This window comes from Stenotrophomonas sp. 89682_Sma, assembly GCF_056481405.1.
Map to the genome: position 1 here is coordinate 3,852,465 of NZ_CM151147.1, position 21,030 is coordinate 3,873,494.

The 21,030-nt window shown below is 67.3% G+C and carries 24 protein-coding genes, 1 tRNA gene and 1 other RNA gene; 20 read left to right on the forward strand and 6 right to left on the reverse strand.

Going from position 1 to position 21,030, the window contains the following annotated elements; translation table 11 throughout:
- The first annotated feature begins 4 nt into the window (after positions 1 to 4).
- Both ACZK29_RS17785 and selD read left to right on the forward strand, forming a co-directional pair.
- A tRNA-Sec gene (locus ACZK29_RS17785) sits at positions 5 to 100 on the forward strand.
- A 26-nt stretch (positions 101 to 126) separates the two neighbouring features.
- The gene (gene selD, locus ACZK29_RS17790; RefSeq protein WP_111202673.1) at positions 127 to 1,206 is read left to right on the forward strand and encodes a selenide, water dikinase SelD; all 1,080 of its coding nucleotides are present in this window, start codon (positions 127 to 129) and stop codon (positions 1,204 to 1,206) included.
- 57 nt (positions 1,207 to 1,263) lie between these two features.
- Here selD and ACZK29_RS17795 read toward each other — a convergent pair whose 3' ends face one another.
- A complete protein-coding gene (locus tag ACZK29_RS17795; RefSeq protein ID WP_072168451.1) occupies positions 1,264 to 2,124 on the reverse strand; it encodes a YicC/YloC family endoribonuclease in 861 nt (286 codons plus the stop codon).
- A 124-nt stretch (positions 2,125 to 2,248) separates the two neighbouring features.
- Between ACZK29_RS17795 and rph the strand changes: the two genes are divergently transcribed.
- The 7 genes from rph to pepQ all read left to right on the forward strand — a co-directional run bounded on the left by rph (position 2,249) and on the right by pepQ (position 9,490).
- Positions 2,249 to 2,974, forward strand: coding sequence for a ribonuclease PH (gene rph / locus ACZK29_RS17800; protein WP_164147375.1), 726 nt, complete (start codon positions 2,249 to 2,251; stop codon positions 2,972 to 2,974).
- Complete coding sequence (locus ACZK29_RS17805) at positions 2,971 to 3,360, forward strand: VOC family protein (RefSeq protein WP_111202674.1); 390 nt, start codon at positions 2,971 to 2,973, stop codon at positions 3,358 to 3,360. Before rph ends, ACZK29_RS17805 begins: the two co-directional genes overlap by 4 nt.
- Complete coding sequence (gene rdgB / locus ACZK29_RS17810; RefSeq protein ID WP_111202675.1) at positions 3,357 to 3,953, forward strand: RdgB/HAM1 family non-canonical purine NTP pyrophosphatase; 597 nt, start codon at positions 3,357 to 3,359, stop codon at positions 3,951 to 3,953. The genes ACZK29_RS17805 and rdgB overlap by 4 nt, the downstream gene beginning before the upstream one ends.
- Before the next feature lie 56 nt (positions 3,954 to 4,009).
- Positions 4,010 to 5,236, forward strand: coding sequence for a radical SAM family heme chaperone HemW (gene hemW / locus ACZK29_RS17815; protein WP_478446311.1), 1,227 nt, complete (start codon positions 4,010 to 4,012; stop codon positions 5,234 to 5,236).
- A gap of 199 nt (positions 5,237 to 5,435) precedes the next feature.
- A complete protein-coding gene (locus tag ACZK29_RS17820) occupies positions 5,436 to 7,712 on the forward strand; it encodes a DUF1631 family protein (protein WP_111202677.1) in 2,277 nt (758 codons plus the stop codon).
- A complete protein-coding gene (locus ACZK29_RS17825; RefSeq protein WP_049426705.1) occupies positions 7,709 to 8,083 on the forward strand; it encodes a PilZ domain-containing protein in 375 nt (124 codons plus the stop codon). The genes ACZK29_RS17820 and ACZK29_RS17825 overlap by 4 nt, the downstream gene beginning before the upstream one ends.
- Before the next feature lie 75 nt (positions 8,084 to 8,158).
- A complete protein-coding gene (gene pepQ / locus ACZK29_RS17830; RefSeq protein WP_459048076.1) occupies positions 8,159 to 9,490 on the forward strand; it encodes a Xaa-Pro dipeptidase in 1,332 nt (443 codons plus the stop codon).
- A 36-nt stretch (positions 9,491 to 9,526) separates the two neighbouring features.
- Here the strand turns inward: pepQ and ACZK29_RS17835 are convergent, their stop codons facing one another.
- From ACZK29_RS17835 to ACZK29_RS17845, 3 genes are all read right to left on the reverse strand, one after another.
- Complete coding sequence (locus tag ACZK29_RS17835; protein WP_478446312.1) at positions 9,527 to 10,471, reverse strand: IS481-like element ISStma3 family transposase; 945 nt, start codon at positions 10,469 to 10,471, stop codon at positions 9,527 to 9,529.
- 636 nt (positions 10,472 to 11,107) lie between these two features.
- Positions 11,108 to 12,430, reverse strand: a complete 1,323-nt coding sequence (locus ACZK29_RS17840) for an aminopeptidase P N-terminal domain-containing protein (protein WP_204301840.1) — start codon at positions 12,428 to 12,430, stop codon at positions 11,108 to 11,110.
- Between the two features lie 5 nt (positions 12,431 to 12,435).
- Entirely contained in the window at positions 12,436 to 12,984 is a 549-nt protein-coding gene (locus ACZK29_RS17845) for a UPF0149 family protein (RefSeq protein ID WP_478446313.1), read from the reverse strand.
- Positions 12,985 to 13,138: 154 nt separating this feature from the next.
- Between ACZK29_RS17845 and ACZK29_RS17850 the strand changes: the two genes are divergently transcribed.
- The 8 genes from ACZK29_RS17850 to ACZK29_RS17885 all read left to right on the forward strand — a co-directional run bounded on the left by ACZK29_RS17850 (position 13,139) and on the right by ACZK29_RS17885 (position 17,354).
- Positions 13,139 to 13,360 carry a TIGR02449 family protein gene (locus ACZK29_RS17850; protein WP_005410898.1) on the forward strand — a complete coding sequence of 74 codons (222 nt, stop codon included), beginning with the start codon at positions 13,139 to 13,141 and terminating at the stop codon, positions 13,358 to 13,360.
- The gene (locus ACZK29_RS17855; RefSeq protein ID WP_010484026.1) at positions 13,357 to 13,653 is read left to right on the forward strand and encodes a cell division protein ZapA; all 297 of its coding nucleotides are present in this window, start codon (positions 13,357 to 13,359) and stop codon (positions 13,651 to 13,653) included. The genes ACZK29_RS17850 and ACZK29_RS17855 overlap by 4 nt, the downstream gene beginning before the upstream one ends.
- 97 nt (positions 13,654 to 13,750) lie before the next feature.
- Positions 13,751 to 13,936, forward strand: a non-coding RNA gene (ssrS, locus tag ACZK29_RS17860) — 6S RNA.
- Positions 13,937 to 14,019: 83 nt separating this feature from the next.
- Entirely contained in the window at positions 14,020 to 14,613 is a 594-nt protein-coding gene (locus ACZK29_RS17865; RefSeq protein WP_111202739.1) for a 5-formyltetrahydrofolate cyclo-ligase, read from the forward strand.
- Positions 14,610 to 15,089 (forward strand): EVE domain-containing protein, encoded by a 480-nt coding sequence (locus tag ACZK29_RS17870; protein ID WP_099552957.1) that lies wholly within the window; start codon positions 14,610 to 14,612, stop codon positions 15,087 to 15,089. Before ACZK29_RS17865 ends, ACZK29_RS17870 begins: the two co-directional genes overlap by 4 nt.
- A gap of 23 nt (positions 15,090 to 15,112) precedes the next feature.
- The gene (rpiA, locus tag ACZK29_RS17875; protein ID WP_111202740.1) at positions 15,113 to 15,760 is read left to right on the forward strand and encodes a ribose-5-phosphate isomerase RpiA; all 648 of its coding nucleotides are present in this window, start codon (positions 15,113 to 15,115) and stop codon (positions 15,758 to 15,760) included.
- 21 nt (positions 15,761 to 15,781) lie between these two features.
- On the forward strand, positions 15,782 to 16,225 hold the full coding sequence (locus ACZK29_RS17880; RefSeq protein ID WP_111202741.1) for a DUF192 domain-containing protein: 444 nt from the start codon (positions 15,782 to 15,784) through the stop codon (positions 16,223 to 16,225).
- A 283-nt stretch (positions 16,226 to 16,508) separates the two neighbouring features.
- A complete protein-coding gene (locus ACZK29_RS17885) occupies positions 16,509 to 17,354 on the forward strand; it encodes a SirB1 family protein (RefSeq protein ID WP_005410904.1) in 846 nt (281 codons plus the stop codon).
- A gap of 70 nt (positions 17,355 to 17,424) precedes the next feature.
- Here ACZK29_RS17885 and ACZK29_RS17890 read toward each other — a convergent pair whose 3' ends face one another.
- Complete coding sequence (locus ACZK29_RS17890; RefSeq protein ID WP_012481171.1) at positions 17,425 to 17,616, reverse strand: rubredoxin; 192 nt, start codon at positions 17,614 to 17,616, stop codon at positions 17,425 to 17,427.
- A 67-nt stretch (positions 17,617 to 17,683) separates the two neighbouring features.
- On the opposite strand from ACZK29_RS17890, the gene thiE reads away from it, so the two are divergent.
- Positions 17,684 to 18,310, forward strand: coding sequence for a thiamine phosphate synthase (gene thiE, locus ACZK29_RS17895; protein WP_106551420.1), 627 nt, complete (start codon positions 17,684 to 17,686; stop codon positions 18,308 to 18,310).
- Between the two features lie 16 nt (positions 18,311 to 18,326).
- A complete protein-coding gene (hemL, locus tag ACZK29_RS17900) occupies positions 18,327 to 19,616 on the forward strand; it encodes a glutamate-1-semialdehyde 2,1-aminomutase (RefSeq protein WP_111202742.1) in 1,290 nt (429 codons plus the stop codon).
- A 153-nt stretch (positions 19,617 to 19,769) separates the two neighbouring features.
- On the opposite strand, the gene azu is transcribed toward hemL, so the two are convergent.
- Positions 19,770 to 20,219 (reverse strand): azurin, encoded by a 450-nt coding sequence (azu, locus tag ACZK29_RS17905; RefSeq protein ID WP_478446314.1) that lies wholly within the window; start codon positions 20,217 to 20,219, stop codon positions 19,770 to 19,772.
- Between the two features lie 122 nt (positions 20,220 to 20,341).
- Here azu and ACZK29_RS17910 point away from each other — a divergent pair, with 122 nt between their 5' ends.
- A complete protein-coding gene (locus ACZK29_RS17910) occupies positions 20,342 to 20,944 on the forward strand; it encodes an HAD-IA family hydrolase (protein ID WP_111202744.1) in 603 nt (200 codons plus the stop codon).
- Positions 20,945 to 21,030: the final 86 nt, after the last annotated feature.

Sequence of the window (21,030 nt, forward strand, 5' to 3'; positions counted from 1 at the left end):
TTTCGGAAGGCATGCGCATCCGGGCATGCGGCTGGGCTTCAAACCCAGTAGGGGGCGTCGATCGTTCCCTGGTAGGTTCGACTCCTGCTGCCTTCCGCCATTCGTGTTTCCGCAGGAGATGTCGGCATGGCCACGCACGTGCAGTCCCCCGCCCCTTCAACGGCCGATGCCCCGCAACGCCTGACCTCGCTGGCGCATGGCGGCGGCTGCGGCTGCAAGATCGCGCCGGGCGTACTGACGGAACTGCTGCGCGGCGCTCCAGCGCTTCCGGCACCAGCTGAACTGCTGGTCGGCCGCGAGACCAGCGACGATGCGGCGGTATACCGCCTTGATGACCGCCAGGCGATCGTCGCCACCACCGATTTCTTCATGCCGATTGTCGACGACCCGTTCGACTTCGGCCGCATCGCCGCCACCAATGCGCTGTCCGACCTGTATGCAATGGGCGCACGGCCATTGTTCGCGCTGGCCATCGTCGGCATGCCGATCAACATCCTGCCTCAGGACACCATCCGCGGCATCCTGCAGGGCGGCGAACGTGCCTGCGCCGATGCCGGCATCGTGGTGGCCGGTGGCCACAGCATCGATTCGGTGGAACCCATCTATGGCCTGGCCGCGATCGGCGTGCTTGATCCGCAGCGGCTCAAGCGCAATGCCGATGCCCGCACCGGCGATGTGCTGGTGCTGGGCAAGCCATTGGGCGTGGGCGTGTATTCGTCAGCACTGAAAAAAGAAGTGCTGGATGCCGACGGCTACCGGCAGATGATCGAGTCGACCACCCGACTTAACACCGTGGGCGTGCCGCTGGCCGCGCTGGACGGCGTGCATGCGATGACCGACGTGACCGGTTTCGGCCTGCTCGGCCACCTGCTGGAAGTATGCCGCGCCAGTGGTGTCGCTGCCGAGGTGGACAGTGCACAGGTGCCGCTGCTGCCTCAGGCCCTGCAACTTCTGCAGCGCGGCTGCGTGACCGGCGCGTCCCACCGCAACTGGGCCTCGTATGGCGCCGACGTGCGCTTCGCCGACGGGTTGCCAGCACACTGGCAGCCACTGCTGACCGACCCGCAGACCAGCGGCGGCCTGCTGGTGTCCTGTGCCCCGGAAGCGGTGGATGCGGTGCTGGCCTGTTTCCACGACGCAGGGTTCGGCCAGGCAGCCGTGATCGGCCGCTTGAGCGCTGGAACACCGGGCGTCAGCGTGCGCTGATGCGCGGAAACGACAAGGGCGCCCGAAGGCGCCCTTGTTGTTTCGCTGGGTGCAGCATCACTCGATGTTCTGCACCTGCTCGCGGATCTGGTCGATCAGCACCTTCAGCTCGACCGCGGCATTGGACGTGCGGCTGTCCACCGACTTCGAACCCAGCGTATTGGCTTCGCGGTTGAACTCCTGCAGCAGGAAGTCCAGGCGGCGGCCAACCGGCTCGCGCTGCTTGAGCACGCGGCGGATCTCGACGATGTGGCTGCCGAGGCGATCCAGTTCTTCATCCACGTCCAGCTTCTGCAGCCACAGCACCAGCTCCTGCTCGGCACGGCCCGGGTCGACCGGGTGCGGCAGGTCAGCCAGGCGTGCGGCCAGCTTGGCGCGCTGGCCGTCGCGAATGGCCGGAATCAGGGTGCGCACTTCGGTGGCGATGCGTTCGATGCCGTCCACCCGCTCGCTGATGGCCGCCGACAGCTTTCCGCCTTCACGCTCGCGGGCCTCGACGAAGCCGTCCAGCACCTGGTCCAGCAGGGCCAGTGCCTCGGCCTGCAGCGCCGCGGCATCGGTGGCCTCGCCGCGGGTCACGCCCGGCAGCTGCAGCAGCTCGGTGAAGCTGACCTGCAGGTTGGGGAAATCCGAGGTCAGCCGGTGCGCCAGGCGTCCCAGCTGGCCCAACAGGGCTTCATCCACCTGCAGGTTGGCCGCCGCTTCCGGCGCACGCAGGCGCATCACCAGATCCAGCTTGCCGCGGCTCAGGCGCGCGGCAATGCGCTCGCGCAGCTGCGGTTCCAGCGCCCGCAGTTCCTCGGGCAGGCGGGTGCCGACCTCCAGGAAGCGGTGGTTGACCGAGCGCAGCTCGCAGCCCAGCGTGCCCCACGGGGTGACCCGCTCGCCGCCGGCGTAGGCGGTCATGCTTCGAATCATGGATTGTGTCCGGTGCGTGCAAAGGGGGAATGGTACCCTAGCGCCCTCACCAGAGCCCCCTTGCCCGCCCCGTGAAGGCCGCGGGCGTGGCGGCGTACTCCCTCGCCATTACGGAACCCGCACCATGTCCGATTCCCGCCCCAGCGGCCGCCAGCCCGACCAGCTCCGCCCGGTCGTCATCCAACGCGGCTTCACCCGCCACGCCGAAGGTTCGGTGCTGGTGTGCTTCGGCGAAACCCGCGTGCTGTGCACCGCCAGCGTCGAGAACCGCGTGCCGGGCTTCCTGCGCGGCAAGGGCGAAGGCTGGGTCACCGCCGAGTACGGCATGCTGCCGCGCGCCACCCACACCCGCAGTGACCGTGAAGCGGCCCGTGGCAAGCAGGGTGGCCGTACGCTGGAGATCCAGCGCCTGATCGGCCGCAGCCTGCGCGCCTGCGTGGACCGCAATGCGCTGGGCGAACGCACCATCACCCTGGACTGCGACGTGCTGCAGGCCGACGGCGGCACCCGCACCGCCGCCATCACCGGCGCCTACGTGGCCCTGGTCGATGCGGTGAACGTGCTGATGAAGCGCGGCGACATCAAGCGCAATCCGATCCTGGGCGCGGTGGCCGCCGTGTCGGTGGGCGTGTACCGCGGCACCCCGGTGCTGGACCTGGACTACGCCGAAGACAGCGACTGCGACACCGACATGAACGTGGTGATGAACGACGGCGGCGGCTTCATCGAGCTGCAGGGCACTGCCGAAGGGCACGCCTTCCGCCGCGATGAACTGGACGCGCTGCTGGGCCTGGCCGAAAAGGGCGTGGGCGAACTGCTGGCCGCACAGCAGGCGGCGCTGTCGACATGAACCGCCGCATCGCCCTGACCACCCTGGTGGTGGCCGATTACGACGAAGCCATCGCGTGGTACACCGGCAAGCTCGGCTTCGTGCTGCTGGAAGACATCGACCAGGGCCACAAGCGCTGGGTGGTGGTCGGCCCGACCGACGGCAGCGCCGCCGCGCTGCTGCTGGCCCGTGCCAGCAATGAGGAGCAGCGCAGCCGCATCGGCAATCAGACCGGTGGCCGGGTCGCCTTCTTCCTCAACACCGATGACTTCCACCGCGACCACGCGGCGATGCTGGCCGCCGGCGTCGAGTTCCTGGAAGCGCCGCGCGAAGAACCCTATGCAACGGTTGCGGTGTTCCGCGATCTGTATGGCAACACCTGGGACCTGCTGGAGCCCCGTCAATGAAGAAACTGGTACTGGCCAGCCACAACGCCGGCAAGCTGGTGGAGATGCAGGAGATCCTCGCCGACCTGCCGCTGCAGATCACCTCGGCCGCCGAACTCGGCCTGGGTGACGTGGAAGAAACCGGCCTGACCTTCGTCGAGAACGCGCTGCTGAAGGCGCGCGCCGCCTGCGAAGCGACCGGCCTGCCGGCGCTGGCCGATGATTCGGGCCTGATCGTCGATGCCCTCGGCGGTGCGCCGGGCCTGTACAGCGCGCGCTATGCCGGTCACCCGACCAACGCGGCGGCCAACAACGCCAAGCTGCTGGACGCGATGGCCGATGTTCCCGACGGCCAGCGCAGCGCCCGGTTCTATGCGGTGATCGTGCTGCTGCGCCACGCCACCGACCCGCAGCCGCTGATCTGCGAAGGCCGCTGGGAAGGCCAGATCATCCGCGAACTGCGCGGCACGAATGGATTCGGCTACAACCCGGTATTCCTGGACACCACCCACGGCCTGACCGCCGCGGAAATGGAGCCGGCGCTGAAGAACGCCATCAGCCACCGCGCCCTCGCCCTGCAGCAGCTCAAGCAACAGCTGGCGACGCTGTACTGACGCCACCCGATCGAACCAGGGAAGCCGGCCAGCGGCCGGCACTACCGAAGAAGCCCATGCCGCACGCCCACGACCACTGCAACCACCTGCCCGGCGAAGCCTGCTCCGCTGACCACGACAGCCCACCGCGGCTGGTGCCGCCGCCGCTGTCGCTGTACGTGCACCTGCCGTGGTGCGTGCGCAAATGCCCTTACTGCGATTTCAATTCGCACCAGGCCAAGGGCGAGCTGCCGTTCGATGGCTACATCGACGCGCTGCTGCGTGACCTGGACCAGGACCTGCCGCTGGTCTGGGGCCGGGTGGTGCACAGCGTATTCTTTGGCGGCGGTACACCCAGTCTGTTCCCGCCGGAAGCGATCGACCGCTTCCTGCAGCAGGCCAGCGCGCGCCTGCGCTTCGCGCCCAATGCCGAGATCACCCTGGAGACCAACCCGGGCACCGCCGAGCACGGCCGTTTCGACCGCTATCGCGCGGCCGGCGTGAACCGCCTCAGCTTCGGCATCCAGAGTTTCGACGACGCGATGCTCAAGCGCCTGGGCCGCATCCACGACAGTGGCGAAGCCGAGCGCGCGGTGAAGATGGCGCAGGACGCGGGCTACGACAACTTCAACATCGACCTGATGTACGCGCTGCCGGAACAGACCCTGGCCGGTGCCGAGGCCGACCTGGAGCGCGCCTTCGCGCTGCAGCCGGCGCACATCTCGCATTACCAGCTGACCCTGGAACCGAACACGGTGTTCTTCGCGCGCCCACCGCAGGGCATTCCCGATGAAGACAACGCTTGGGACATGCAGGAACACTGCCAGGCGCTGCTGGCGCAGGCCGGTTTCGGCCAGTACGAGGTCAGCGCCTACGCGCGACCCGGCCGACAGAGCGCGCACAACCTGAACTACTGGCGCTTCGGCGATTACCTGGGCATCGGTGCCGGTGCGCACGGCAAGATCAGTTCCGGTGCAGAGGAACACGTGCTGCGGCGCTGGAAGCTGAAGCACCCGCAGGCCTACCTGGACAGCGCGGGTACCCCGGCCTCGTTCGGTGGCTCCGACGTGATCGCGCCGGAGCGGCTGCCGTTCGAGTACATGCTGAACCTGCTGCGCCTGCACGAAGGTTTCAGCCTGCGCGATTTCGAATCGCGTACCGGGCTGCCGCGCAGCGTGCTGGACGCACCACTGGCCGAGGCCGTCCAGCGCGGCTGGCTGCAGCTGGCCGATGGCCATGTGCAGCCGACCGAACTGGGCCGCCGCTTCACCAACGATGTGGTGAGCCTGTTCCTGGACGATTGATCCTCGCTGGACAGAGGGCAGCGCCGGCCGCTGGCCGGCAATCCGGTGCAGATCGAGCTGCCGGCCAGCGGCCGGCACTACCGCACATCAGGGCCATGCCCGGCGCATGTGATTCACGTTCAGCCTAAAGTAGCGCCGACATCGGCCGACACGGTAGATTCACCAGATCGATCCGCGGGAATCCGGGTACCGCTCGCAGATGTCAGCTGTCTTTTCTCCAACCCCTGCCGACAAAGCCCGCCTGGCTGCAGCCGACCTGCCGCCGCGGGTGCGCGAACTGCTGGGCGCGTTGATCGGCCTCTGCCGGCAGACCCTGGCCGCGCCTCTGATCCTGACCGTAGAAGCGCTGGAACAAGCGCTGCTGCACGACGCGGATCGCGCGCGCAATCCCATGCAGCAGGCGGACCTGATGGCCCAGCGCGGCCAGTTGCATGCCTTCGCTGGCCATTTCCCTGATCGCATGCTCGACGCAGTCGCCGAATCCCTGGCACGCCTGCGTGACCCTGCGGCGGCGGCGCCGGTGCTTTCCACGCCACCACCGCTGCCCGGCATGCTGGGCCTGTCCCTGGTCGCCGAACACGATGTCGATCGCGATCTGCTGCTGACCGAGATGGTGCGGCGTGAAACCCTGCGTTCAACCAACTCGCTGAACCTGCTGGGCCAGCGGTTGGGCGTACTCGCCGCTGCGCCGGCATTCGAGACCGACGCCCTGCCCCTTGCACCGCAGGCCTTGTGTGCAATGGTGCGCAGGCTGGCCGAACAGGACGGCCTCAGCACCGAAGTGCAGCTGGCGCTGTACCGCAGCTTCGAACGCCAGGTACTGGAGCGCCTGGGCGATGTACTCGATCGCGCCAACGCCCTGCTGTCCCAGCAGGGCGTCCTGCCCGGGCTGGTCTACACCCCTTACCTGGCACGTTCGGCAAGCACGCGGCGCATCATCACCCAGTCAGTGGGTGGTGGCCGCGCGACACAGCCCGCCAAACGTACCGCAGCGCCGCTGACCGGCTGGAACGGGCCGGCTCCCTCCGGCTCGTGGTCGAACCTGCTGCAGGATGCGGTCAGCGACAGTGGTAGCGTCGGCTCGGCCACCCCCGGGCTGACCACCTCCGCCGGCAGCGCCCTGCATGAACTGCTGCAGCAGGCCCGGCAGGCCAGCGCAGCGCCCGCGCAGAGCGTCGCCGTGCCCAGCGCCGCCGTGGATGCCGTACTCGCGCGACTGCAGGCCCAGTCCAGCGCCGCCACCGGCGTTGCCGATCTGCAGGCGGCCGTTGTCGCCCAGCTGCGCAGCGAACATGGCGCACAGGCGCAGCTCGGCAGCCATGACCGTGACAACCTCGACCTGCTGCGCCTGCTGATGCAGCAGGTGCAGCAGCAGCAACGCCCAGACCCGGTGCCGGCGGCCCTGCTGGCACGCCTGCAGGTGCCACTGGCGCGCGCCGCCATGGCTGACCCCGGCTTCTTCGTGCGTGACGAGCACCCCGCCCGCGAACTGCTCAACCAGGTCGCCGAAGCCGGCGCCAGCTGGCTGGGCGATGATGATGTCGATCCGCAGCTGCTGCAGCGCATGGCGCAGAGCGTGCAGGGCCTGCTGGGCCAGGACGTCCGTACCCCGGAAGCCTTCGCCACCGCCAGCGAGGACGTGCAGCAGCACCAGCGTGCGGCAGTTCACCGCGCCGAGCTGGCCGAGCGCCGCCACGTCGAAGCCGCGCGCGGCAAGGAACGCCTGGAACTGGCCCGGCGCCAGGCCAATGCACAGATTGACCAGTGCTGTGATGCGCAGTCACCGCCGCGCTTCGTGCAGACGCTGCTGCGCCAGGCCTGGGCCGATGCCCTCACCCTGACCCGCCTGCGCCACGGCGATGATTCACCGCAATGGCAGGAGCGCCTGCAACAGACCCAGCGCATTGCAGCGGTGACCGCGCAGGCCGTGGATGCCCCCGGTGGCACCGATGCCGCGCTGGCCGCCGATGTGGAAGCCGCGCTGGTGCAGGTGGGCTACCACGCCGAGGAAGCCGCTGCGGTCGCGCGCAGGCTGGCCACGCCCGGCGGCGAGGATGACAGCACCTCGCGTACCGAGCTCAGTGCGCGCCTGAAGGCGCGCGCGCGGCTGGGAGAACAGGCCGGGCCCACCACCACCGCACCGTCCAGCCCGCGCAACGCCGCCGAGGAAGCCGCTTACCAGCAGCTGTCCGCGCTGCCGTTCGGCAGCTGGTTCGACATCGACAATGGCGCTGGCACGCTGCGCCGCCAGCGCCTGTCCTGGTACAGCCTGCTGACCGGCCATGCCCTGTTCGTCAATCCGCGCGGACAGAAGATCGCCGATACCGACCTGGATACGCTGGCCCGGCAGATCAGCGCGGGCCGCGCGCAGCTGGTCACCGAAGACAAGGGGCGGCTGGTTGATCGCGCCTGGCAGGCCAGCCTCGACGCACTGCGTGCACTGGCCGACGGCCACGCCGGGGAGACATCCGCATGAACACCCAACCGCCCCAGGACACCCGTCGCGCACCACGCCGCCAGGTCTCGGACCTGGTACCGGTCACCGACCAGATGCGCGACTGCGTGGTCGGTCGCCTTGGCAACGTGTCCGAAACCGGCATGCTGATGCTGGCCAGTACGCCATTGCGCGAGGACGCGCTGTACCAGCTGCGTTTCCCGTTGCCGATGGGCGACGGCCGCCAGGAGGCCATCGACGTGGGCGTGCACCTGCTGTGGAGCGAGCCTGCGCACGCCCCTGGGCAGAGCTGGACCGGCTTCCGCTTCCTTACCCTGTCGCGCGAACATCGGCAGCTGCTGCGGCAGTGGGTAGGCGAGGACAGCGATGAGGGACCGGTTTCGACGGCCTGAGTGCCGGTTCCGGCACAGCGGTTTTCTGCGGTATGCGGCAGAATCTAGGGCCGTTTTCCGTGTCGAGCCACCGCAATGATCCAGCAAGACCCCGGCGCCCTGTATTCCGACCACCTGGCCGTGCTGTGCCGACGCGCCGAACAGGCGCTGGCCCGCGGTGGCTTCGACCACCTGGTGGTGCCCAGCGGCACCCTGCATTACCAAATGTTCGATGATCGCGACTACCCCTACGCGGTAAATCCTCAGTTCAAGGCGTGGCTGCCGCTCACCCGCGTGCCCAACAGCTGGATCGTGTTCACCCCGGGCAAGCGCCCGGCGGTGATCTTCCACCAACCCTTCGACTACTGGCACGTGGTGCCGGACGCGCCCAGCGGCTGGTGGGTCGAGCACTTCGATATCCACATCATCCGCAAGCCCGAAGAGGCGCTGGCCCTGCTGCCGGCCGATGCGGCGCGCTGCGCGATCCTGGGCGAGCCGCAGAGCGCACTGGGTGCCTTCGTGCCGAACAACCCGGCGCCGGTGGTGAACTACCTGGAATGGCACCGCGGCAGCAAGACGCCGTATGAAATCGCGCTGATGCGCCAGGCGCAGGTGCTGGGCGTGCGCGGCCACCGTGCCGCCGAAGCCGCGTTCCGCAATGGCGCCGACGAATTCAGCATCCACATGGCCTATTGCCAGGCCGTCGGCCAGGATGCCAACGAACTGCCCTACGGCAACATCGTGGCCCTGAACGAGCATGCTGCGGTGCTGCACTACACCGAGCTGGGCCGCAAGGCACCGCAGCCACTGCGCAGCTTCCTGATCGACGCCGGCGCCAGCGCGCACGGCTATGCCAGTGACATCACCCGCACGTACGCCGCGCACGGCCACGACGAATTCGCCGCGATGATCGCCGCCGTCGACGCCGCCCAGCAGCAGATGTGCGCAGCAGTTCGCCCGGGCTTCGACTACAAGCAGCTGCATGTGGATGCACATGTTTCGCTGATGGGCGTGCTGAAGGACTTCGGCGTGATCAAGGTTTCGCCGCAGACTGCGCTGGAAACCGGCGTCAGCGCCGCGTTCTTCCCGCACGGCATCGGTCACCTGATCGGCCTGCAGGTGCATGACGTGGCCGGCTTCGCCGCCAGCGACGAAGGTGGCCGCATCGAGCGCCCGGCCGGTCATCCCTACCTGCGCCTGACCCGCGTGCTGGAGCCGGGCATGGTGGTGACCATCGAACCGGGCCTGTACTTCATCGACATGCTGTTGAACGAAGTGAAGGACGCCGGCCATGGCGATGCGATCAACTGGGACCGCGTCGACTTCTTCCGCCCGTATGGCGGCATCCGCATCGAAGACGAAGTGCTGTGCACTGATGGCGAGGCGGACAACCTGACGCGGCCGGAGTTTGCGGCGGCGAACGGCTGAGCCCCTCGTGGTTGGCCACACAGGTAGAGTCGACTGTTAGTTGTGTAAACCCACTACGTTGTTCAGCGGCACTCTGGAGATAGGTGGCTGGCCGCCGATCGCCATATGGGGACGGTGCCAGTTGTAGTGGTGCAGCCATTGGCTCAACACGGAATTGCGCTGGTCCGAGGATGCGTACTCGCAGGCGTAAGCCCACTCGCGCAGGCTGGTCTGGATGAAGCGCTCGGCTTTGCCATTGGTCCGCGGCGTGTAGGGCTTGGTTCTGATGTGCTTGATCCCAAGGGATTTGAGCAGCTTGGCAAAGGCGGTGGAGCGATAGCAGGCACCGTTGTCGGTCAGGATCCGCTTGAAGGTGATTCCCAGGCTGGCGTAGTACTCCAGAGCGCCCAGCAACGCCTGGCAGGCGGTTTCGCCCTGTTCGTTGGGGTGGACGCTGCTGAAGGCGACCCGGGAGTGATCGTCAATGGCCACGTGGACGTAGCCCCAGCCACCGCCAGCGGTATTTCCCCGGCGTTTGGCATCGGTTCTGTGCCCTGGCCGCTGGAAGTTGCCCAGCTTCTTGATGTCCAGGTGCAGCAGCCCTCCGGGCTGATCGTATTCGTATCGGATGACCTCCTTGGGCGGATCAAGCCGACACAGCCGATTGAGGCCGTGGGCGCGCATCAGCCTTGAAATCGTACTGTGGCCGACCCCCAGCGCCTTGGAGATGGTCAGGTAGGTCTGCCGCTTACGGCGATGCTCCTTGATCTGCTCGACTACCGGAGCAGGTGTGGCATGCGGCGTCTGGTGAGGCCGTGAGCTGCGGTTTTCCAGCCCCGGTGCCCCGAACTGGCGGAATCGGGCCAGCCACTTGTAGGCCGTACGCACACTTACGCCACACGCTTGAGCTGCTTCTTCCGGGCGTAAGCCCTCGTGGAGGATACGGTGGACCAGAAGCGCTCGACTAAACGTCGTCAAACGGGCATTTTTATGATTGTTCATCCGGGCTCTTTGGGGGCTGGAACGGTGTGGTAACCACCATTTTCCAAAGATGCCCCGGATGAACAACGTACAGAGAGATCACAGTTAGTCGACTGGCATCATGCGTGATGCGCGCTTGGCGGGGCGGGATGGGTTCGCGGGGGACGCCGTGAACCCGTCCATGGGGGCTTGGCCGCGGCATCCATGCCGCGGACACCCCCGCGAACCCACCCCGCCCCACCTCTGACGGTTTCCGTGCGCGTCCAACCACGGAAAAGAAAAAAGAAAAGCAAAAGCGGGTCGCTCGCTGCGCTCGCTCTGTGTCGACCAAGGTCGACACCCACCAACAGCCGCGCGTGCCAACAGCCGCAATTGCCAGTAGATCCACGCCATGCGTGGATGATTCATTCGATATCTGACAGATGTGCCGACCAACGGTCGGCACCCACCAACAGCCGCAGGAATCTGTCAGAGGTGGGGCGGTGTGGGTGCGCAGGACCGTTGGCGCCATGGATGGCGCCATCGAGCCCCCATGGATGGGTTTACGGCGTGTCCTGACCACCCACACCGCCCCGCCATCCCACGGAATGCCGCTCTGGCTTTTGCCGTTGCCGTTGCATTGAGCAGGTGCAGGGCTGCAAGCCCTGCCGAAACCCCTTACCCCGCCATCACCGCTTCGATCTCGTCGGCACTGCGCGCCAGGCCTTCGGTCAGCACCCGATGGCCCTCGTCGGTGATCAGCACATCATCCTCGGTACGGATACCGATACCGCGCCAGCGCGGTTCCACCGTCGTGTCATCCACGCCGACATACAGCCCCGGCTCGATGGTGAACGCCATGCCCGGCTCCAGCAGGCGCGAGTCGCCCGCCAGGCGGTAATCGCCCACGTCGTGCACGTCCATGCCGATCCAGTGCCCGGTCTTGTGCCGGTAGAAGCGCTGGTACAGGCCTTCGGACAGGTTCTTTTCCAACGTGCCCTTCAGCAGGCCCAGCCGCAGCAGGCCCTCGGTCAGGGTCTGCACGGCGGCGAGGTGGCCGGCCTCGTACGGCACGCCCGGCTTGGCCTGCGCCAGCGCCGCGGCCTGCGCCTCGCCCACCAGATCGTGCAGCGCGCGCTGCTCGGCACTGAAGCGACCATTCACCGGGAAGGTGCGGGTGATGTCGCTGGCATAGCCGCGGTACTCGGCACCGGCATCGATCAGCACCAGCTCACCATCGCGCGAACGCGCGTTGTTGTCGCGGTAATGCAGGATGCAGCCGTTGCGGCCGGCGCCGACGATGCTGCAGTACGCCGGCACGGCATCGTTGGCGCGGAACACACGCTCCAGCTCGGCCTGCAGTTCGTATTCGTGGATACCTGCCTTGGCCACCTGCATCGCAGCCAGATGCGCACGCACGCTGATCTGCGCGGCGTGGTGCATCAACGCGACTTCCGCGCCCGACTTGAACAGGCGCTGCTCATGCAGCAGATGGCCCAGTTCCAGGAACTCATGCGGCGGCTGGGCACCATGGCGCACCTGCGAACGCACGCGGTTGACCCAGCCGATCAGTTTCAGGTCGAAGTCGGCATCGCGGCCGAAGTGGTAGTAGACGCGCGAGCGCCCTTCCAGCAGGCCCGGCAGGATGTCGTCCAGATCGTCGATCGGGTAGGCATCGTCCATGCCGTACTGCGCCACCGCCCCTTCCTGGCCGGCGCGGCTGCCGTCCCAGGCCTCGCGCTCGGCATCACGCTCGCGGCAGAACAGGATGGCCTCGCCGTGGCGGCGGCCCGGGATCAACACCAGCACCGCTTCCGGCTCCGGGAAGCCGCTCAGGTACTGGAAGTCCGAATCCTGGCGGAATGGATAATGGGTATCGAGGCTGCGCACCTTCTCGGCCGCGGCCGGCAGCACCAGGATCGCGTCCTCGCCGGCCATGTCCATCAGCTGGCGGCGGCGACGCTTGTATTCGCCGGCCGCGATGCCGGTGCGCTGCTTGATATCCATCAGTTCAGGCGCTGCCGATGGCGCGAGGCCAGCACCACGTCGCCGTGCAGCAGCAGCACCGCCACCCGGATGAATTCCTCGATCTCCGACAGGGCTTCGTCATCATCATCGCCACCGGCCTCGAAATCCTCACTGGAGGCACGGGCCAGGCTGGCCATGTCGGTCAGCGCCTCTTCGCCTTCCTCGGACAGGGTCGGGCGGCGGCCGCCGCTGCCCAGGCCGAAGCCGCCCAGGAACGAGCGGGTCCAGCTGAACATGGCATCGGCCTGCGCGGACACGTCGTCGGTGTCGGTCAGCAGCAGTTCGAAGGCGAAGTCGCGGTCTTCCAGCTGCTTGATGGTGACCTGCAGCAGCTGCCCCAGCACGCTGTCAGCGGCCACAGGCGGCAGGTTGTCGTCGGCCAGCACGCGCGCCGGCCAGTCGTTGCCGGCGGCGCCGCCCGCGGCCAGCCAGCCGCACAGCGCGCCATGCAGCTCGGCAGCGGTGGCGCCCAGGCCCAGTTCGTGGCTGGCGCGGGTAACGTCGTCGACGGAGGGAAGTTCGGTCATCGTGCGGCTCGTTCGGATAAGGAAACCCGGGACGCGCACGCGCGCGCCCGTGAGACCCGGTAGTGTAGCAACCCGACGGCATCCTCTCCGCAGCTGTCCAGCCTTGCTGCGACAACGCTTGACCGCCCTTACCCGGCTTGCCTATCGTGCCCGCATGGAACCCGCCGATCCCCTTGCCCAGCTGCAGGACTTCGCCGCCCGCGTGGAAGCGTTGCTTGAACGCAACCAGCGCCTGGCCGAGGAGAACCGCAGCCTGCGCCACCAGCAGGAACAGCTGGTGGCCGAGCGCTCGACGCTGCTGGCCAAGAACGAACAGGCGCGTTCGCGGGTGGAAGCGATGATCAGCCGCCTCAAATCCCTGGAGCAGCACACATGAGCGCCGAACCGGTCAGTGTCCGCATCCTCGATCGTGAATACACCGTGGGCGTCGGTGGCGATGAACGCGACAGCCTGATGGCCGCCGCGCGCCTGCTGGATGCGCGCATGCGCGAGATCCGCGGTAGCAACCGCATGGCCGCGGTTGATCGCGTTGCCGTACTGGCCGCGCTGAACCTGGCCCACGAACTGCAGCTGCTGCGCGACGAGAACGCCCGCCAGGCGGTGGCCCTGCAGCAGACGCTGGCCGACCTGAACCGGCGCCTGGACCGTGCCATCGACGGCAACGCCTGAAGATCGTGCACAACGCGTCTTCTCATATCTGAATTGGCACGGACTGTTGCCGACGAACGGCCTATCCAGATCCTGCGCGCTGGCTATAATGGCCACGCGTTCTCTGCGGTACTCGACGGCATGTGCAAACATTCGCCTTGTCCCTTAAGAACGACACCGGGAGCGCGACAGCGCCGGGAGTGCAGGTCCGCCTTGTAGCGGGAAGCCCGATGGTTCTCCAGCGTTCCCACTTGAGCCCCCGGGTTCAAGGTCGTTTCGCATGCATCGACATTGCGGAGAATGCAATATTCCAGCAAGGGCGGCGTCTTCGGGCGTCGCCCTTGTTCTTTGCGGCACAATGACGGCTGTTCCTTGCCGCACGCTGCCATGACCGACCCGCGCCAGGCCCTGCGCCACGACCTGCGGCAACGCCGCCGCGACCTTTCCGCCGTTGCGCGCATCGCCGCCGCCGAATCGCTTGCCGATGCCCTGCTGGCGCTGCCGTTCGCCCCACGCGAAGGCGCCGTGGCCGGCTACTGGGCGCTGGATGGCGAGATCGCCCTGCACCGCTGGCAGTTGCAGTTGCCCGAAGGCCTCACCTACTGCCTGCCGGTGCTGGCCGGTGAGGTGCTGCGCTTCGCACCGTGGCGGCCGGGGCAGCCGCTGACCAGCAACCGCTACGGCATTCCCGAACCGGACGTGGCGCTGGAAGACACCCTGGAACCAGGACAGATGGCGCTGGTGGTGACCCCGCTGGTGGGCTTCGACCCGCAGTGCCGGCGGCTGGGCATGGGGGGCGGCTGGTATGATCGCAGCTTCGCCTTCCGCCATGATCGGCCGGCGCCGCCCTGGCTGATCGGTGCGGCGTTCGCGGTGCAGCAGGTCGAGTCCTTGCCGGTGGCGTCGTGGGACGTGCCGGTGGATGCGATCTGCACCGAAGACGGCACCCTGTTCCCCTCCGCTGCCCCCGTGAACGCATGACCGCCCGCAAGCGCTACTGGCTGATGAAGTCCGAACCGGACGCCTTCTCCATCGATGACCTGGCCAAGGTCAAGGTCGAACCCTGGAACGGGGTGCGCAACTACCAGGCGCGCAACTTCATGCGCGATGGCATGCAGGTGGGTGACGGCATCCTGTTCTACCACTCCAATACCAAGGTGCCGGGCATCGTTGGCCTGGCCACCGTGGCCAGCCCGGCCTACCCCGACGACACCCAGTTCGACCCGACATCCGACTACCACGATCCCAAGAGCACGCGCGAGAACCCGCGCTGGATGCTGGTGGACGTGGGCTTCGACCGCAAGCTCAAGCAGGTGATCGCGCTGGACGAGATCAAGCTGCACGCCGAAGAGCTCGGCGAGGGCTTCCCGCTGGTTGCCAAAGGCAACCGCCTGTCGGTGTTCCCGGTGACCGCTGCGCAGTGGAAGCTGCTGCTGTCGCTGGAAAAGAAATCCTGATTCCCTGCCTGAGAGTTCTTCCCATGTCCGAAGCCAAGCGCCTGGCCGCCGAGAAAGCCATCGAGTACGTTGAAGACGGCATGATCGTCGGTGTCGGCACCGGTTCCACCGTGGCCTATTTCATCGATGCGCTGGCCCGCATCCAGCACCGCATCAAGGGTGCCGTGTCCAGCTCCGAGCAGAGCACCGCGCGCCTGAAGCAGCACGGCATCGAGGTGATCGAGCTGAACCACAGCGGCAACCTGTCGCTGTACGTGGACGGCGCCGATGAGTGCGATCCGAACAAGTGCCTGATCAAGGGCGGCGGCGCCGCGCTGACCCGCGAGAAGATCATCGCCGAGGCCAGCGAGCGCTTCATCTGCATCGTCGACCCGAGCAAGCAGGTGCCGGTGCTGGGCAAGTTCCCGCTGCCGGTGGAAGTGATCCCGATGGCGCGCAGCCTGGTCGCCCGCCAGATCCGCGACATGACCGGCGGCCAGCCGACCTGGCGCGAAGGCGTGGTCACCGACAACGGCAACCAGATCCTGGATATCCACAACCTGCAGATCACCGATCCGGAAAAGCTGGAGCGCGAACTCAACCAGCTGCCGGGCGTGGTCTGCGTCGGCCTGTTCGCACGCCGCCGCGCCGATGTGGTGATCGTCGGTGGCGAGCCGCCGGCCGTGCTCTGACCCTTTTGAAGGATGCTGACGATGTCGCTGTTGCGTTCGCTGCTGATGCTCCCGCTGCTGGCCCTGGCCGGCTGTGCCACCGACGCGGCCCGCCATTGGGTCGAGCTGGATGGCGCCCGCTACCAGGTCGAGCTGGCCACCAACGATGAAACCCGCGCGCGCGGGCTGATGTTCCGCGACCGGATGGCGGCCGACCACGGCATGCTTTTCATCCACGACCGCGAGGAAATGCAGGCGTACTGGATGAAGAACACGAAGATCGCGCTGGACATCCTGTACTTCGACAGCGAGCGCAGGCTGGTCAGCCAGCAGCGCGACGTTCCGCCGTGCTCGGCCGGCGACATGTGCCCGCCGTATCCCAGCGGTGGCCCGGCACGGTACGTGCTGGAGCTCAATGCGGGCCAGGCCGAGAAGCTGAAGCTGAAGGACGGCACCGCGCTGACCTTCGGCCCCGGCATCGAGTAACAGGGTTCTGCCGGGCTGCGCCCGGCACCCGCCGAATCAACATCAAAGGCAAAAGCTGGGCGACCGAGGATGGCGGGGCGGTGTGGGCTTGCAGGACACGCCGTAAACCCATCCCTGGGGGCTGGTAGGCGCCATCCATGGCGCCTGCGGTCCTGCAAGCCCGCACCGCCCCCCTGTCAGTTTCCGCGGTAGATCCACGCCATGCGTGGATGGGGCAACGATGACATGAGGAATTCACGCGACACCGCTTGAAACCGCCTGCAATTGCCGCCAGTCTGTGGTCATGCAGGACCGGATCACACTCCCCGACTGGGATGCACTGGCCGACCTCGAAGACGAGGCGCTGCCCTTGTTGCCGACCGCGCTGCTGATCGCGCGCGATGAATACCCCGATCTGCAGCCGTCCACCTACGACGCGCTGATCCAGAGCCATGTCGACCACCTGCGCTCGGAAGTGGAGAGCATCGACAACAGCCCCTTGAAGATGGCGGCGATCAACCGCCACCTGTTCGACGAGCTGGGCTACAGCGGCGACCACGACGAGTATTACGACCCGCGCAACAGCTACCTCAACCAGGTGTTCGAGCGGCGCCTGGGCAACCCGATCTCGTTGGCGCTTGTGCAGATGGAAGTCGCGCGCCGGCTGGGCATCCCACTGGATGGCGTGTCCTTCCCCGGTCACTTCCTCGTGCGCCTGCCGGTGGACGACGGCGTGCTGGTGATGGACCCGTTCAATGGCGGCCGGCCACTGGACGTGGACGAACTGCGCGAGCGCGCCAAATCACACCTGGGCGGGCAGATGCCCGACGACCAGGTGCTGGCGCAGATCCTCGACCCGGCCCCCGCGCGCGCCATCCTCATGCGCATGCTGCGCAACCTGCATGGTGTCTACGCCGAAGCCGGCGAATGGGACCGTGCCGCGCGCAGCGCCGACCGCCTGTTGAAGCTGGCCCCGGAGCAGGACGACGCCCTGCGCGACCGCGGCCTGGCCTACCTGCAGCTGGAGTACCTGGCCGGTGCCCGCCATGACCTGGGCCAGTACCTGAAGCGCAATCCCGAGGCCAGCGATGCGCAGTGGCTGCGCGAGAAGCTGATCGACCTGGGTGGACCGGTGCCGCGGCTGCATTGAAGGAGTCGGTGTGTGGACCAACGGTCCGCACCCGCCGGTAGCGCCGGGCCATGCCCGGCGACCCTTGCGATCAGTCGACCTCGACCATCTCGAAATCGGCCTTGGTCACCCCGCAGTCCGGGCAGGTCCAGGTCTCGGGAATGTCCTCCCAACGCGTCCCGGGCTCAATACCCTCCTCCGGCAAGCCTTCCGCTTCGCTGTACAGGAAGCCGCAGACCACGCACATCCAGGTTCGCAGGGTGGTGGGGCTGGCGTCGCTCATCGGATAATCGGGGCTGGATTCACGGGCCGCCATTGTCCCATTGCAGCCCACGCACCGGTAGCCATCAATGACTTCTGCTTCCCCGGCGCCCCGCGGCGTCTACCTGATCACCCCGGACGAGCCCGATACCGCACGCCTGCTGGCCCGTACCGCGCCGCTGCTGGCTGCCGGCGCCACCTGGCTGCAGTACCGCAACAAGACCGCCAGCGACGCGCTGCGGCAGGAGCAGGCGATCGCGCTGCAGGCGCTGTGCGCACACTACGGTGTACCGCTGATCATCAACGACGACCCGGTGCTGGCCCAGGCCGTGGGCGCAGCCGGCGTGCACCTGGGCGGCACCGACGGCGACATTCCCAGCGCGCGCGCCCTGCTCGGCCCTGACGCCATCATCGGCGCCTCCTGCTACGACCAGCTGGCCAATGCAGAAAAGGCCGTCGCCGCCGGCGCCAGCTACGTGGCCTTCGGCGCCTTCTTCCCCACGACCACCAAGATCACCACCAGCCGCGCCCATACCGACCTGCTGCGGCAAAGCGCCGCACTGGGCGTGCCGCGGGTGGCGATCGGCGGCCTGACGCCGGACAATGTCGGTCCCATCATCGACGCCGGCGCCGATCTGGTGGCCGTGGTCAGCGGTATCTATGCCGCACCGGACCCGGTCGCGACCCAGCGCGCCTACCTCGCCCAGTTCGCGTAATGCCCAGGAAAGCCCCATGAACCACGACCAGTCCCACGCCCTGTTCTCCCGTGCCCAGCAGCTGCTGCCGGGCGGCGTCAATTCGCCGGTACGTGCGTTCAAGTCGGTCGGCGGCGAGCCGTTCTTCGTCGAGCGCGCCGACGGCGCCTACCTGTACGACGTCGACGGCAACCGCTACATCGACTACGTCGGTTCCTGGGGCCCGATGATCGTCGGCCACAACCACCCGGCCGTGCGCCAGGCGGTGAAGAAGGCGATCGACAACGGCCTGTCGTTCGGCGCGCCGTGCGCGGCCGAAGTGACCATGGCCGAAACCATCACCCGCCTGGTGCCATCGTGCGAGATGGTGCGCATGGTCAACTCCGGCACCGAAGCCACGCTGTCGGCGATCCGCCTGGCGCGCGGTGCGACCGGCCGCAACCGCATCGTCAAGTTCGAAGGCTGCTACCACGGCCACGGCGACTCGTTCCTGGTCAAGGCCGGCAGCGGCATGCTGACCCTGGGCGTACCGACCTCGCCTGGCGTCCCGGCCGGGCTGAGCGAACTGACCCTGACCCTGCCCTACAACGACTTCGAGGCTGCCACCGCGCTGTTCGAGCAGCAGGGTGACGACATCGCCGGCCTGATCATCGAACCGGTGGTCGGCAACGCCAACTGCATTCCGCCGCGCGACGGCTACCTGCAGCACCTGCGTGAACTGTGCACGAAGCATGGCGCACTGCTGATCTTCGACGAGGTGATGACCGGTTTCCGCGTCGCCCTCGGCGGTGCGCAGGCGCACTACGGCATCACCCCGGACCTGACCACCTTCGGCAAGATCATCGGCGGCGGCATGCCGGTGGGTGCCTACGGTGGCCGTCGCGAGCTGATGCAGCAGATCGCTCCGGCCGGCCCGATCTACCAGGCCGGCACGCTGAGCGGCAACCCGGTGGCGATGGCGGCCGGCCTGGCGATGCTGGAGCTGATCCAGCAGCCGGGTTTCCACGCCGACTTGGCCGAACGCACCGCGCGCCTGTGCGCCGGCCTGGAAGCCGCTGCCGCCGACGCCGGCGTGGCGGTGACCACCACCCGCGTGGGCGCGATGTTCGGCCTGTTCTTCACCAGTGAGAAGGTGGAAACCTATGCGCAGGCCACCGCCTGCGACATCCCGGCATTCAACCGCTTCTTCCACGCCATGCTGGACCAGGGCGTGTTCCTGGCACCGTCGGCGTACGAGGCCGGCTTCCTGTCCAGCGCGCACGACGATGCGGTGATCGAGGCGACCCTCGCCGCTGCGCGCGTGGCGTTCAAGGCCGCCAAGGGCTGAGACACCCCTGGTAGGTGCCAACCTTGGTTGGCACAAAAAGGGGACGGAGGGGATCAAGTCGTTTGTGCATAAACGACTTGATCCCCTCCGTCCCCTTTTTTCATCCACGCATGGCGTGGATCTACCCGTAGAGCCACGCCATGCGTGGCTGCATCAACCGAAGACGAACTTGCCCTTCATCATCGCGAAGTGGCCGGGGAACGAGCAGAAGAAGGTGTAGTCACCGCCCTTCTGCAGACCCTGGGTCGAGAAACGCACGCGCGTGGTCTCGCCACCGCCGATCACCTTGGTGTGCGCCAGCACGCGCTTGTCGGCCTTCGGCAGGTAGCTTTCGGCCAGGGTCATGCGCATGCCGGCCATCGCCACCGGCTGATAGTCGGCGGTGCGGGTCAGCACCCAGTTGTGGCCCATCGCGGTAGTGGCCAGCTTGCCGGTGTGGCGCAGGGTCAGGTCCACGGCGGTGCAGTCGGCGGCGACCTTGATCTCGCGGCTGCTGAAGCTCATCTGGTCGGTGCTGTCGATGCTCACTGCACACACCCGCGCCATCGCCGACGGCGCCAGCATCAGCGCGCCCACTCCCACTGCCACCCTCCAAGCCTTCATCGTTGCATCTCCTGCGGATTCAAGCGCCATTTTAGGCAGGCCCCTGTGGCCGCGTCTGCGACCGTCTGTCGCACGCGCACTCCAGGGTTTCCGCACATCGGCCACGATGGCATGCTCGGCCGATGCGGATCGATCTGTTGCTGCTGGATGTGGATGGCGTGCTGGTTCAGTACCAGCGCGCGCAGCGTGTACTGCACCTGGCGCAGGCGCTGGGGGTTCCGACGCAGGCCGTGCAGGCCGCGCTGTATGACAGCGGACTGGAAGCGGCGCATGACAATGGCACGCTGGATGGCCCGGCCTATCTGGCGCAGCTGGGGGAGCGTCTGGGCACGACTGTCGATGTGGCTGCATGGACCGCGGCGCGGCAAGCCGCCAGCCATCCGCAGCCAGCAGTATTGCAACGGCTGCAGGCCCTGCAGCTGCCGATAGCGGTGCTGACCAACAATGGCGCGCTGATGAAGCAGGCGTTGCCTTCTCTGTTGCCGGAGCTGTTCCCTGCCCTGCTGGGGCGCGTGTTCTGCAGCGCCGATTTCGGCCTGCGCAAACCGGCGCCGGAGGTGTTCCTGCGCACGCTGCAGATGCTCGATGCAGCGCCTGCACACACGCTGTTCGTTGATGACCTGTTCGCCAACGTACGCGGTGCACGCGCCGCCGGCCTGCATGCGGAAACCGTGCACGATGGCCGCAGCCTGGGCAAGGTGTTGAAGCGCTATCGGATCACGTGACGCGCTGTAGAGCCGAGCCCATGCTCGGCTGCTGTTGCCTGACATCGCGATGAGCCGAGCGTAGGCTCGGCTCTACAGATGCCTCT

Bases quoted from the DNA above. Each gene is read 5' to 3' on its own strand.
- selD (WP_111202673.1), top strand. From the start codon at position 127: ATGGCCACGCACGTGCAGTCCCCCGCCCCTTCAACGGCCGATGCCCCG.
- ACZK29_RS17795 (WP_072168451.1), bottom strand. From the start codon at position 2,124: ATGATTCGAAGCATGACCGCCTACGCCGGCGGCGAGCGGGTCACCCCG.
- rph (WP_164147375.1), top strand. From the start codon at position 2,249: ATGTCCGATTCCCGCCCCAGCGGCCGCCAGCCCGACCAGCTCCGCCCG.
- ACZK29_RS17805 (WP_111202674.1), top strand. From the start codon at position 2,971: ATGAACCGCCGCATCGCCCTGACCACCCTGGTGGTGGCCGATTACGAC.
- rdgB (WP_111202675.1), top strand. From the start codon at position 3,357: ATGAAGAAACTGGTACTGGCCAGCCACAACGCCGGCAAGCTGGTGGAG.
- hemW (WP_478446311.1), top strand. From the start codon at position 4,010: ATGCCGCACGCCCACGACCACTGCAACCACCTGCCCGGCGAAGCCTGC.
- ACZK29_RS17820 (WP_111202677.1), top strand. From the start codon at position 5,436: ATGTCAGCTGTCTTTTCTCCAACCCCTGCCGACAAAGCCCGCCTGGCT.
- ACZK29_RS17825 (WP_049426705.1), top strand. From the start codon at position 7,709: ATGAACACCCAACCGCCCCAGGACACCCGTCGCGCACCACGCCGCCAG.
- pepQ (WP_459048076.1), top strand. From the start codon at position 8,159: ATGATCCAGCAAGACCCCGGCGCCCTGTATTCCGACCACCTGGCCGTG.
- ACZK29_RS17835 (WP_478446312.1), bottom strand. From the start codon at position 10,471: ATGAACAATCATAAAAATGCCCGTTTGACGACGTTTAGTCGAGCGCTT.
- ACZK29_RS17845 (WP_478446313.1), bottom strand. From the start codon at position 12,984: ATGACCGAACTTCCCTCCGTCGACGACGTTACCCGCGCCAGCCACGAA.
- ACZK29_RS17850 (WP_005410898.1), top strand. From the start codon at position 13,139: ATGGAACCCGCCGATCCCCTTGCCCAGCTGCAGGACTTCGCCGCCCGC.
- ACZK29_RS17855 (WP_010484026.1), top strand. From the start codon at position 13,357: ATGAGCGCCGAACCGGTCAGTGTCCGCATCCTCGATCGTGAATACACC.
- ACZK29_RS17865 (WP_111202739.1), top strand. From the start codon at position 14,020: ATGACCGACCCGCGCCAGGCCCTGCGCCACGACCTGCGGCAACGCCGC.
- ACZK29_RS17870 (WP_099552957.1), top strand. From the start codon at position 14,610: ATGACCGCCCGCAAGCGCTACTGGCTGATGAAGTCCGAACCGGACGCC.
- rpiA (WP_111202740.1), top strand. From the start codon at position 15,113: ATGTCCGAAGCCAAGCGCCTGGCCGCCGAGAAAGCCATCGAGTACGTT.
- ACZK29_RS17880 (WP_111202741.1), top strand. From the start codon at position 15,782: ATGTCGCTGTTGCGTTCGCTGCTGATGCTCCCGCTGCTGGCCCTGGCC.
- ACZK29_RS17885 (WP_005410904.1), top strand. From the start codon at position 16,509: ATGCAGGACCGGATCACACTCCCCGACTGGGATGCACTGGCCGACCTC.
- ACZK29_RS17890 (WP_012481171.1), bottom strand. From the start codon at position 17,616: ATGAGCGACGCCAGCCCCACCACCCTGCGAACCTGGATGTGCGTGGTC.
- thiE (WP_106551420.1), top strand. From the start codon at position 17,684: ATGACTTCTGCTTCCCCGGCGCCCCGCGGCGTCTACCTGATCACCCCG.
- hemL (WP_111202742.1), top strand. From the start codon at position 18,327: ATGAACCACGACCAGTCCCACGCCCTGTTCTCCCGTGCCCAGCAGCTG.
- azu (WP_478446314.1), bottom strand. From the start codon at position 20,219: ATGAAGGCTTGGAGGGTGGCAGTGGGAGTGGGCGCGCTGATGCTGGCG.
- ACZK29_RS17910 (WP_111202744.1), top strand. From the start codon at position 20,342: ATGCGGATCGATCTGTTGCTGCTGGATGTGGATGGCGTGCTGGTTCAG.